General features: G+C 41.3%; 13 protein-coding genes. 12 read left to right on the top strand and 1 reads right to left on the bottom strand.

The features are described from left to right. Positions 1-22 precede the first annotated feature (22 nt). The 9 genes from ACXAF2_RS02375 (at position 23) to ACXAF2_RS02335 (ending at position 8,814) form a co-directional block, all read left to right on the top strand. Complete coding sequence (locus ACXAF2_RS02375; RefSeq protein ID WP_475137215.1) at positions 23-667, top strand: HD domain-containing protein; 645 nt, start codon at positions 23-25, stop codon at positions 665-667. Then, the gene (locus ACXAF2_RS02370; RefSeq protein ID WP_475137214.1) at positions 664-2,550 is read left to right on the top strand and encodes an ABC-F family ATP-binding cassette domain-containing protein; all 1,887 of its coding nucleotides are present in this window, start codon (positions 664-666) and stop codon (positions 2,548-2,550) included. Before ACXAF2_RS02375 ends, ACXAF2_RS02370 begins: the two co-directional genes overlap by 4 nt. A 78-nt stretch (positions 2,551-2,628) precedes the next feature. Then, positions 2,629-3,756, top strand: coding sequence for a conserved virulence factor C family protein (locus ACXAF2_RS02365; RefSeq protein ID WP_475137213.1), 1,128 nt, complete (start codon positions 2,629-2,631; stop codon positions 3,754-3,756). Positions 3,757-3,779: 23 nt separating this feature from the next. Next, on the top strand, positions 3,780-4,214 hold the full coding sequence (locus ACXAF2_RS02360; protein WP_148969395.1) for a BrxA/BrxB family bacilliredoxin: 435 nt from the start codon (positions 3,780-3,782) through the stop codon (positions 4,212-4,214). A gap of 109 nt (positions 4,215-4,323) precedes the next feature. After that, a complete protein-coding gene (locus ACXAF2_RS02355; RefSeq protein WP_475137212.1) occupies positions 4,324-5,100 on the top strand; it encodes a class I SAM-dependent methyltransferase in 777 nt (258 codons plus the stop codon). A gap of 287 nt (positions 5,101-5,387) precedes the next feature. Continuing rightward, complete coding sequence (locus ACXAF2_RS02350) at positions 5,388-5,978, top strand: YpjP family protein (RefSeq protein WP_475137211.1); 591 nt, start codon at positions 5,388-5,390, stop codon at positions 5,976-5,978. Positions 5,979-6,825: 847 nt separating this feature from the next. Next, positions 6,826-7,515, top strand: a complete 690-nt coding sequence (locus tag ACXAF2_RS02345; RefSeq protein ID WP_475137210.1) for an anthrax toxin lethal factor-related metalloendopeptidase — start codon at positions 6,826-6,828, stop codon at positions 7,513-7,515. Positions 7,516-7,537: 22 nt separating this feature from the next. Then, the gene (locus ACXAF2_RS02340) at positions 7,538-8,332 is read left to right on the top strand and encodes a thymidylate synthase (RefSeq protein WP_475137209.1); all 795 of its coding nucleotides are present in this window, start codon (positions 7,538-7,540) and stop codon (positions 8,330-8,332) included. After that, positions 8,329-8,814: a dihydrofolate reductase gene (locus ACXAF2_RS02335; RefSeq protein WP_475137208.1), complete on the top strand. Its 486-nt coding sequence runs from the start codon at positions 8,329-8,331 to the stop codon at positions 8,812-8,814. The genes ACXAF2_RS02340 and ACXAF2_RS02335 overlap by 4 nt, the downstream gene beginning before the upstream one ends. A 72-nt stretch (positions 8,815-8,886) precedes the next feature. Here the strand turns inward: ACXAF2_RS02335 and trhA are convergent, their stop codons facing one another. Continuing rightward, a complete protein-coding gene (trhA, locus tag ACXAF2_RS02330) occupies positions 8,887-9,525 on the bottom strand; it encodes a PAQR family membrane homeostasis protein TrhA (protein WP_427596780.1) in 639 nt (212 codons plus the stop codon). A 193-nt stretch (positions 9,526-9,718) separates the two neighbouring features. Between trhA and ACXAF2_RS02325 the strand changes: the two genes are divergently transcribed. The 3 genes from ACXAF2_RS02325 (at position 9,719) to ACXAF2_RS02315 (ending at position 11,786) form a co-directional block, all read left to right on the top strand. Beyond that, positions 9,719-10,372, top strand: a complete 654-nt coding sequence (locus tag ACXAF2_RS02325) for an SOS response-associated peptidase (protein WP_475137207.1) — start codon at positions 9,719-9,721, stop codon at positions 10,370-10,372. Positions 10,373-10,457: 85 nt separating this feature from the next. Next, positions 10,458-10,730 (top strand): DUF2535 family protein, encoded by a 273-nt coding sequence (locus ACXAF2_RS02320; protein WP_262372432.1) that lies wholly within the window; start codon positions 10,458-10,460, stop codon positions 10,728-10,730. Between the two features lie 213 nt (positions 10,731-10,943). Further along, entirely contained in the window at positions 10,944-11,786 is an 843-nt protein-coding gene (locus tag ACXAF2_RS02315) for a DegV family protein (RefSeq protein ID WP_475137206.1), read from the top strand. Positions 11,787-11,793 lie beyond the last annotated feature (7 nt).

Raw genomic sequence — 11,793 nt, 5'->3', positions numbered from 1 at the left:
TACAATAGAGGAGAAGGTGACCATGGAACGGAAAGAGCTGGACGGTATGATCGACTATTTGAAACGTGAGTACCTTGGTGAGTCAACAGGACATGATTGGTATCATTTGGATCGGGTACGAAAGCTGGCTAGGATCATTGCCAGGGAAGAAAAAGTACACCATACATTTATCATTGAGTTGGCTGCATTGCTGCATGATGTTCCGGATGATAAGTTTGTAGAAGAAGAAGAGGGGAAGAAAAGGCTGGATCACATCCTTTCCACTCTGTCTCTTACGGAAACTGAAACGAAATTACTGGAATCGATTATTTATTCCATATCATATAAAGGTGGACACGAAGCAGTATTAACTACTTTAGAAGCGAAAATCGTTCGGGATGCCGATCGCCTAGATGCCATTGGTGCCATAGGGATTGCAAGAACGTTTGCATATGGAGGAAAGAAAGGTCGACCACTTTATAACCCTGAATTTCAAGTCAGGACGGAGATGACCATAGAGGAGTATAGAAATGGGGATAGCTCAAGCATCCATCATTTTCATGAAAAGTTATTGAAGTTGAAAGACTTAATGTGTACGGAAACGGGAAGGAAGCTGGCAGAGGAGCGTCATGCTTTCATGCTGCGGTTTTTAGAGCAATTTAATAAAGAATGGACTGGTCAAGAATGAGAATGTTAACAGCTGAGAATCTTTCTAAAACGTATGGAGAGAAAACTCTATTTAAAGATATATCGTTTTCGATTACCGAGAAAGAAAGAGTAGGACTGATCGGGGTGAATGGAACGGGGAAATCAAGTCTGTTGAAACTCATTGCCGGGATGGAAGAATATGATACCGGAGAGCTTTCTAAGCCGGGCGATTATCATATTGCCTACCTTCAACAAGAGCCTGCTTTTGATGGGGATTTAACCGTGATACAACAAGTGTTTCGTGGTGAAGCAAAAATCATTCAGGCTATGCGCAATTATGAAATGGCCCTTATGGAAATGGAGAACAACTCAGAAAATCCTCGAATACAAGAAGATTTATTTGAAGCTCAAAAGCAAATGGATATCCTTCACGCCTGGGATGCAAGTGCAAATGCGAAATCCATCTTAACAAAATTGGGAATTCACGATTTTTCAAAGAAAATGAGGGAGTTGTCAGGTGGTCAAAAAAAGAGAGTGGCGCTGGCAGGCGTCCTGATTGAAACACCTGACTTATTAATCCTGGACGAACCGACCAACCATTTAGACTATCAGTCCATCAAATGGCTCGAAGATTATTTAGGGAAGTATAACGGGTCTGTGTTGCTCGTGACCCATGACCGATACTTCCTCGATAAGGTAACGAACAGAATCTTCGAATTGGATGGAGGAAACCTTTACTCCTACAAAGGAAATTATGCTTCATTTATCGAGGCGAAGGCTTCCAGGGAAGAAGTGGAGCGCCAATTATCCGAAAAACAGCAAAACCTTTATCGAAGAGAGCTTGCCTGGATGAGAAGGGGAGCAAAAGCCAGAACCACTAAACAAAAGGCTCGAATTCAACGATTTGAAAATTTAGAGGATACGATGTCTTCAGGTCCCTCAGGCGGCCAGGTTGACATGGCAATCGGAGGAAACCGTCTGGGTAAACAAGTGTTTGAGTTCAAGGATGCTTCAAAAATGTTTGATGACAAGCGAATTTTAGATGAGTTTTCTTTCCTTATTAAACCTAAAGACCGAATCGGAATCGTAGGTAAAAATGGGAGCGGAAAATCAACATTTCTTAACCTTCTTACTGGAACCGATGAGCTTACAAGTGGTGAATTACTCAAAGGCCAAACCGTAAAGGTCGCATACTATACTCAAGGTCATGAAGAACTTGATGAGAATATGCGTATGATCGAATATATAAGGGAAGCAGGAGAATATATAACGACGGATAAAGGCGAGCAAATCTCAGTTACTTCCATGTTGGAAAGATTCCTATTTCCAATGAGTACGCATGGTACATTGATCCGAAAGCTTTCCGGAGGAGAAAAACGAAGACTCTTTTTGCTTAAGCTATTGATGTCAAAACCGAATGTCCTTTTGCTTGATGAGCCGACGAATGATTTAGATACAGAAACCCTCACCGTTCTGGAGGATTATATAAATGAATTTTCAGGTGTCGTCATAACCGTTTCCCATGACCGCTACTTTCTAGATAAAACAGCTGAGCAATTACTGGTCTTTAATGGAGATGGACAAATCGACTTTTACTTTGGGGAATATACTGAGTACTTGGAAAAGAACGAAGCGAAAAGTAAGAAGCAGGATCCGGGTAAGAAGCAAGAATCTGCTCCCGTGAAGGAAGAAAAGGAAAAAGAGAAAAAGAGGCTTTCTTACATGGAAAAGAGGGAATGGGACGAAATTGAAGAAAAGATGGCCGACATCGAGCAGAGGATAGAAGAAGCAGATGCTGAGCTGCAAAAGGTAGGCAGTGATTTTGAAAAAGCACAACAGTTAATGAACGAAAGTGAAAATCTCAACGAGCAATTGGAAGGGCTCATTGAAAGATGGACATATCTTTCCGAATTTGCAGAATAAGTCTCTCCGTTTAAGGCATCATGGATACTGTGTTAGAATGGATGGTATAAGAACTGTTTATAGAAAGGGGTAACAAGCTTGAGGATAGTATCGATTGAACCTACTCCAAGTCCTAATACAATGAAGGTTCTTCTTGATCAGGAAATGAAAGCCGGGAAGAGCAATAATTATAAAAAAGATGAAGCGGAAGGGGCTCCTCCCGTCATTAAAGATATCCTTGCCATAAACGGCATTAAAGGGGTCTATCATGTTGCCGACTTCTTAGCCGTTGAGCGAAATGCGAAATTCGATTGGCAGGAGCTATTGCCACAGGTTAGAAAAGCTTTCGGTGAAGATACTTTGGACCAGGAAAATGAATCTCCCATGGAAGAACATTTTGGTGAAGTGAATGTTAGCGTGCAGATGTTCAAGGGAATTCCGATGCAAGTTAAGGTGACAGACGGAGAACAAGAGAAGCGATTTTCACTTCCCGCCCCATTTCTGGAGGCGATCGGTCAGGCACAAAAAGATGGGGATAATGTCGTCCTTCTCAGAAAGTGGAAAGATTACGGTATCAGGTACGGAGACTTAGATGAGATTGGTAACAACGTGACGGAAGAACTAGTTGCAGCCTATCCTTCTGAAAGGCTGGCAGCACTTGTAGAAGAAGCACAGGAAACAACCGATTCCAAAGGACCTCTCATTTACAAGAAAAAGCAAAAGGTAAGTGTCGCGGACTTTGAAGCCCCGGACTGGCAAACAAGGTATCAAAAGCTTGATGCGATGGAGGATCCGACTTTAGATGACCTGCCTCTGCTGGAGAAAGCCCTGGAGGACGAGAAAGTATCCATTCGCCGATTGGCTATTGTCTATTTGGGGATGATTGAAGATGAAAAAGTTCTTCCTATGTTGTATAAGGGTTTACGTGATAAGTCAGTCACAGTAAGGAGAACGGCTGGAGATTGCCTTTCGGACTTAGGTTTTGCAAAAGCCACTCCGGAAATGATTCAAGCCTTAAAGGATAAGAGTAAACTTGTGAGATGGCGTGCTGCCATGTTCCTTTATGAAGTAGGGGATGAATCTGCATTGCCTGGATTACGGGAAGCGGAAAATGACCCTGAATTCGAAGTGAAGCTTCAAGTGAATATGGCTATCGAACGAATAGAGGGCGGCGAAGAAGCGAAAGGATCTGTTTGGAAACAGATGACCGAAGCACGTAACCAATAATAGTGGGAAAGGGTTGATTATAAATGTCAATGGCTTACGAAGAGTATATGAGGCAGTTAGTTAAACCGATGAGACAAGAACTTACACAAGCAGGTTTCAAAGAATTGGGTACAGAAGAAGAAGTAGAGAATTATATGGATAATGCAGATGGAACAACCCTGGTCGTTATTAACTCAGTATGCGGGTGTGCAGCGGGACTTGCAAGACCCGCTGCAACGCAATCAGTCATGAATAATGAAAAAACACCGGATCACCTCGTTACTGTCTTTGCCGGGCAAGACAAAGAGGCAACCGCCAAAATGAGAGAGTACTTCGAAGGGTACGAACCTTCTTCCCCGTCAATGGCTTTACTTAAAGGAAAAAAAGTCGTTCATTTCATCCCAAGGGAAGAAATTGAAGATCATGACATTTCGTCTATCATTTCCAATTTATCCACAGCTTTTAACGAAAATTGTTAAAGACCAAAAAAACGGGTGACTCTGTCATCCGTTTCTTTTTATGGTAGGATAAATAAACATTAAAAAATTCGTACAAGCAAAATGGTACTATTAAAGGAGAATGTTTATCGTGTTTGTCACAACATGTGGGAGAGCGAACCAGGAAGTCATAGAAAAAGCATATAAAACAGCAGAGGTACTCGATATTCCCTATATCCCCAGAAAAAAGAGATCGATTTTACACCATATAAATCTGCACGAACAAGACTGTTTAGTGATCGGAAAAGAGAGATTAGAACTTCATACTAGAGAAGACAATGGCGAGCCATTCTTTTTCCACCCTAATTCCGCTTCCTTCCGAATCAAAAGAATCATTCGCGGAGAGACCGATCCTCTCGTAGAGGCCGCCGAACTTAAAGAGGGCATGAGTTTTCTGGACTGTACTCTAGGTCTTGCATCAGATAGTATCATCGCCAGCCATATCGTCGGCGAAAAGGGCAAAGTAGTCGGAATCGAAGCGAATAAGTATATCTCCCATATCCTTCATCACGGACTTAAGGACTGGGTATCTCCACTTCACGATCTGAATAGCGCCATGAATCGAATCGGTGTCATCAATGGACATTTTCAGGAAGAATTAAAGGGTATTCCGGATGATGCATTTGATGTCGTTTACCTTGATCCCATGTTTGAAGAGGCCTTAACAGATTCTCATGGAATCAACCCGATCCGCCATTGGGCAAGCTATACAGGCTTAACAAAAGAAGGAATAGAAGAAGCAAAAAGGGTGGCCAAAAAGCGGGTAGTATTAAAAGAACACTATCAGTCCTCATTATTCGAAGAACTGGGATTTGACGTAATCAAAAGGCCATCAGCCAAATTTCACTTTGGCATCCTGCGTGTGTAAAAGCCCTCATAAATTAAACAATAAAATAGACAGGCATCTTTTGCCTGTCTAATCATCTAAGTATTAATCAGTAAATCCTAGTACAATGAAATAACCTAATAGAAGTAAGTATCCGATATTGATCATAAGTCCTGTATCCATCTAGTTATCCTCCTTACAAAGTATCCTCTTTAATATACTACCACATAAATATTTTTATATCCTACAAAAAAATGAAACCTTTTTCACTTTTTAACCGTAAGAAATAGTATAATAATAGACGTAATACATAGGAAAGGACGTTATCTATGTCAATCTGGCTCAAAAAGTCGTTTTTTATCCTGCTATCCATTCTAACATTTGGACTTGTTTCCCCTTCACAAGCCTTCCTAAATGAACAAAATCATACCATGGCAAAAGGCAATGGAAAGCCTTCGTCGGTTGAATCTGTTCCAGAAGAAGTACTGGAAGAGGAGTCTTCCATTTCTCATGAGGATTTTATAGTGAATATGATGGTCCAAGCAGAGAAAAACGCTTATGAAAAGTTTGGGACTAAGATCAAGCCTGTCATTGAAGACGAATTCAAGTCTTTAATCCTTCCAAAGATCGAAAAGGCGATAGCTGATACAGCTGTTCAATTTCCAGAAGAAGACTTAACGTCACTTACTATTTCAGAAGTGCCCCAATATGCAAAAACAGAAAAGATTTTTCATATTTATGACCAACGCTCTGGTGAAGATGTCATACGATTTCATGTAAGAAAAGACCATCCGCCTAAAGATGGCTATTACTTCAACTTTCACTATCATACAGTGCATGATCAATTTCAAGCACATCATGATTTAGGAAGTATCTATTGGGATAAAAACACTCCGCCACAATGGATGAGTGTCTCCTGATTCCAACGTCCATATAAGAATAAAGGCAAGTGCGTGAGTTATGCGTGCTTGCTTTTTTGTGTCACTTTGCATGGCAGGTTCGTCTTATGCTTGTCGCCTCTGCCCAAGCCGCCTCCGCTTTAGTTATCATCCAGCTCCGGCGGCTAGAGGCTCGAGGTCATAAGACAAACCTGCCAAAAAGGCAAAGAGCGCCTTTCCGCCAGGTTCGCCTTATGCTTGTCGCCTCTGTACAAGCCGCCTCCGCTTTAGTTATCATCCAGCTCCGGCGGCTAGAGGCTCGAGGTCATAAGTCAAACCAGCCAAAAAGGCAAAGAGCGCCTTTCCGCCAGGTTCGCCTTATGCTTGTCGCCTCTGTACAAGCCGCCTCCGCTTTAGTGCCATCCAGCTCCGGCGGCTAGCCCCTCGAGGTCATAAGCTAAATCGGCCAAGAAGGCAAAGAACGCCTTCCCGGCCAATTCATCTTATGCTTGTCGGGGCTGTCCGAGCCGCCTCCGCTTTAGTTATCATCCAGCTCCGGCGGCTAGAGGCTCGAGGTCATAAGACAAACCTGCCAAAAAGGCAAAGAGCGCCTTTCCGCCAGGTTCGCCTTATGCTTGTCGCCTCTGTACGAGCCGCCTCCGCTTTAGTGCCATCCAGCTCCGGCGGCTAGCCCCTCGAGGTCATAAGCTAAATCGGCCAAGAAGGCAAAGAACGCCTTCCCGGCCAATTCATCTTATGCTTGTCGGGGCTGATCGAGCCGCCTCCGCTTTAGTTATTGGAAACAATCTCTCCTAATAACAACTCTATCATTATGTTAAAATAGTAAGAACATCATGATACTTTCCTTAGAAGAAAGGAGGGACAATAATTGAAGCGTATATTCATCATCCTTGCTATTTCGGTTACTCTGGTCATTCTGTGGACCAACTCAAAAGCCAACTACAGTGGAACCCTCTTAAAGCATTCTCCTCTTAAAACACAATTACAACTTCAATCCAGTAAACAGTTAGAAAATATGGTCCTGTTGCCACATGCGGCTTATGATAAAACAGCTGCTATGGAAATGATTGAAAGATTAGATCATATTCCGACCTCACTCTTAGAGTCTACGAATTCACAGGAAATCAAAATAAGGCTGTTTGAAAAAAAATTAACCGATTTTTCTACCACAAGTCACTTGAAAGGAGTAACCCCAAGAGGGTACACTAATAAAAGTATTACATGGGATGACGTTCCCGGGATCGGTGGATCGAAGCTTGTATTAGTGAAAATCGGTCATAGTGAGAAAGGGAAGGGGCATAATTCGACTAATCTGGAATTACATGAACTCGCTCACAGTATTGATCGTTACGTCTTAACGGACCTTAATTACGAGCTGGAATTTTTGCCTATTTGGAGGAGGGAAGCTCCACGGGTATTCCCGGATGAACCCTATTTCCTTCAATACAAGGAAGAATATTTTGCAGAAACATTTGCTATGTATTATTTAAACTCTGAAACTAGAAATCTGCTAAAAAAGAAGGCACCAGCAACATATCAATTCTTTAAAGAACTATAAACTTATAAAAGGTGTGGTCGTTGTGAAGCAATATCTAGACTTGTGTAAACATGTCCTTGAAAATGGCACCAAGAAAGAAGATCGAACAGGTACAGGCACGATAAGCACATTTGGTTATCAAATGCGTTTTGATCTAAAAGAAGGATTCCCTCTACTTACAACGAAAAAACTGCATGTGAAATCCATTATCCATGAACTCCTTTGGTTTCTAAAAGGAGATACGAACGTTGAATATCTTCAAGAAAACGGTGTCCGGATTTGGAATGAATGGGCCGATGAAAATGGAGAGTTAGGTCCCGTTTACGGCCACCAATGGAGATCATGGTCTGGAGCAAACGGAGAAACGATTGACCAAATTACGAACCTCATTGATACGATTAAAAATAATCCCGATTCCAGAAGAATGATTGTAAGTGCCTGGAATGTTGCGGATGTAGATCATATGGCTTTGCCTCCTTGCCACTGCTTATTCCAGTTCTATGTAGCCGATGGCAAATTATCCTGTCAGCTGTACCAACGTTCCGCTGATGTATTCCTCGGAGTTCCATTTAATATAGCTTCATACGCTTTATTAACGATGATGGTAGCCCAGGTATGTGATCTGGAAGCTGGAGAATTTGTTCATACTTTTGGAGATGTCCATATCTATCAGAATCACCTTGATCAAGTGAACTTACAACTTTCCAGAGAACCTAGATCATTACCAACATTATCTATCAATCCAGAAGTGAAAGATATTTTCGGATTTAAGTTTGAAGATTTCAACCTTGAAGAATATGATCCACATCCACATATTAAAGGAGTCGTGAGCGTATGATCTCATTTATTTGGGCAATGGATCAGAATCGACTGATTGGAAAAGACAATGGATTGCCATGGAGGCTTCCTGAAGACCTGAAATTCTTCAAGAAAACGACGGATGGACATGGAATCGTCATGGGAAGAAAAACGTTTGATTCCATCGGCAAGCCGTTACCAAACCGGGAGAATGTCATTCTCACAAGAAATACAGGCTTTCAACCGGAAGGCTGTCTTGTCCTGCATTCTGTAGAGGATATCCTGGAATGGGCGGAAGGAAGAGACTCAGAAACCTTTATTATGGGCGGAAGAGAAGTGTACAAGCAGTTCATCCCTCATGTAGATAAGTTGTATGTAACAGAGATTCATCATGAATTTAAAGGCGACACGACCATGCCTTCCATCCCATGGGAGGATTTCACTTGCATCTCCTCTATTAAAGGATTGAAGGATGAGAAAAATCCTTACGACTATGAATTTAAGGTATATGTACGTAAATAGATGAGAAGATAACAAAAGGGTACTGACGGGATATTCCGTCAGTACCCTTTTATCGAAAAACCATAACCATACTTAAACGTAGAACAAAATACAGAAATACATAAAGCTGCTTCCTGCCAGGACGAAAAGATGCCAGATTGCATGGTTGTAAGGCAGTTTGTTCCACACATAGAAAATAGCTCCTATGGAATACATGATACCACCTGCCAGCAGCAGTCCGAACCCGGCACCAGTAAGACTTGCGTACAACGGTTTAATGGCAATGATAACGAGCCATCCCATCACCAGGTAAAAGAGAGTGGAAACGACCTGGAAACGTTGAACAAAATAACATTTAAATACAATCCCTACAATGGCGAGTCCCCAGACAATCCCAAACAATGTCCAGCCGAGTGCGCCTCTCACACTGACTAGCATAAACGGTGTATACGTACCCGCGATCAGGATATATATCGCCGAATGATCTAAAATGGCAAATAGATTTTTTACCTTTGAAGGCTTAAAGCTGTGTAACAGGGTTGAAAATAAGTATAGAAGTATCATTGAAGCACCGAAGATAGAGAAGCTGACAACGTGCCATGCAGTGCCTTCGTGAACGGCGAAAATGATTAACATGACTAAAGCGGGGATGCTCAAAATTAATCCGATTCCGTGGGTAATGGCGTTCGCAACTTCTTCTTTCCAATTGGAAAAATCGAAATCATATGTCAAAGAAGTTTCATCCTTTCTATTATCCCCTCATTGAACGCTCAATGAGTCAATAGTGTATATATTTATGATAATCCTCTTATCGTCATTGTGCAATCATTAACATAGTAAAGGGTTAAAGTGCGCCTTTTGGATTAGAAATTCTTCTCATAATGATGTATATTCCTAAATAAAGAAAACGAATGAGGTGAAAATTGTGTGCGGTAGATTTTCCTTAACAACCCCTCTAGAAGAATTAGTAAGGCAATACTTAATTGATGAATTCCTTGAAGAGTGGCAGCCAAGATATAATATTGCTCCAACTCAAAAAGTATTGTCCCTTATTTCACATAAGGGCAAGCGCAGAGCAGGAGAGATAACGTGGGGGCTCGTGCCTCATTGGGCCGATCGGAAGAAGTGGAAACCGTTGATCAATGCCCGCAGTGAAACCTTATTGGAGAAACCGAGCTTCAATTCCCTTGTCCATTCGAAAAGAATGGTGATTTTTGCCGATGGATTTTATGAATGGAAGAAGGAGAAAGATCAAAAGGTGCCTGTAAGATTTCAATTAAAAAAAGAAGATCCATTTGTGTTTGCTGGATTGTGGGATCGCAATGGAGAGTTCACAACCTCGACGATCCTAACGACAGGGGCAAATGACTTTGTACAACCAGTACATGAACGAATGCCTGTTATTCTCACGAGTCAGGAAGCGATTGAGAAATGGTTAAATACAGACGATTACTCTTTTGAAGAAGCTTCTTCGGTTTTAACGCCGCTTCAAAAAGACGAAATGAAAGGGTACCAGGTATCCGATATCGTCAATTCATCCAAACACGATTCCCCCGAATGTATTGTGCCTGTTTCATAACCGATTTTGAGAAAAAATATTAGTATTTTTGCACGATTAGACATTTTATGCGTCATTAAATGGGGTATAATAAGAGTATAAACGGGTGAAAAAGAGGATTGATACTTTGCTGACAAAAACCATTGAGTTCAAATCAAAGGATGGACGGAAGGTCAAAATCTTAGAAGTTCCTGTCATGAAGGAAGATAGCCCGCTCTATCTAAGGGTAAATCTCAGGCTTCATCAATTCATTTCAAAGGTTGTCAATCAGAATGGGCCTAAGACCATGTACAGCTTTAGAGAACATTTAAAGAGAACGACGAAATGGTCAGAGTATGAAGAAATATATCAATCAGAAGAGTTAAAGAATAATGCATAATTTTCTTGGGATCTGGTCTTTTAGCGTATTGTTACGTGGGACCAGTCCTTTTTATATGAATATCACTACATATATGTAACAATTACGGACAATACATGTTCAAAAAATATATATCAATTTAGACAACCGGTTGCGGAAATCCTTCGTATCTATTTAATTCCTTGGCATTTAACGATATAATACTAATGATATGGGAGATAGGATGTGGCAAAATTGACCAAAATTAAGATTGTAACAGACTCAACAGTAGATTTATCAGATGACGTCGTAAAGGAACTGGATATTCATGTAGTTCCTCTATCCATTTCAATCGATGGAGAGACATACTTAGATAGAGTTGATCTTTCACCACTTAGCTTTCTGGAAAAAATGAAAGCTTCTAAGGAATTACCAAAAAGTTCCCAGCCACCGGCAGGAACATTTGTAGAACTTTATGATGAATTAGGAAAAGATGGTTCGAAAGTTTTATCCATACATATGACAGGTGGAATGAGTGGTACTGTGCGCTCAGCTGAGTCTGCTGCAGAAATGTCTTCAACAGATGTGGCGGTTGTAGATTCCCGCTTTATTTCTAAAGGACTGGCCTTTCAGGTAATTGAAGCTGCCAAGCTTGCTAAAGAAGGAAAGCCATTGGAAGAAATTCTAAAAGCAGTTGAAACGATCCGTCAAAATACAAACTTGTTCGTTGTGGTAGATACACTTGAGAACCTTGCAAAAGGCGGTAGAATCGGAAAGGGACGTGCAATGATCGGTTCCTTGCTCAATATTAAACCAATCGCTTCATTAGAAGGAGGCGAATACACTCCAGTTGCAAAGGTTCGAAGTCATTCACAGGTGGTAAAATACTTAACAACGCAATTTTTAGACGATGTAAAAGGGAAGACAATTCGTGGTGTAGGGCTGGTTCATGCAGATGGTCTGGAGCTGGCTCAAAATCTTAAGGCTAAAATTATCGAAAAAACAGGTTACGACCAAATCGATATAGTTCCGACGACACCCATCATCAGTACCCACACAGGAATTGGTGCAATAGGATTTATGTATTACACTGATTGATCTATAA

Source organism: Rossellomorea sp. ABR4_004 (genome assembly GCF_056159585.1).
The sequence above is the reverse complement of the archived record's forward strand: the minus strand, read 5'-3'. Positions and strand labels throughout refer to the sequence as shown.

What these genes read in the sequence shown, in the direction of transcription:
- ACXAF2_RS02375 (WP_475137215.1), top strand. Translation starts at nt 23, where the DNA reads ATGGAACGGAAAGAGCTGGACGGTATGATCGACTATTTGAAACGTGAG.
- ACXAF2_RS02370 (WP_475137214.1), top strand. Translation starts at nt 664, where the DNA reads ATGAGAATGTTAACAGCTGAGAATCTTTCTAAAACGTATGGAGAGAAA.
- ACXAF2_RS02360 (WP_148969395.1), top strand. Translation starts at nt 3,780, where the DNA reads ATGTCAATGGCTTACGAAGAGTATATGAGGCAGTTAGTTAAACCGATG.
- ACXAF2_RS02350 (WP_475137211.1), top strand. Translation starts at nt 5,388, where the DNA reads ATGTCAATCTGGCTCAAAAAGTCGTTTTTTATCCTGCTATCCATTCTA.
- ACXAF2_RS02335 (WP_475137208.1), top strand. Translation starts at nt 8,329, where the DNA reads ATGATCTCATTTATTTGGGCAATGGATCAGAATCGACTGATTGGAAAA.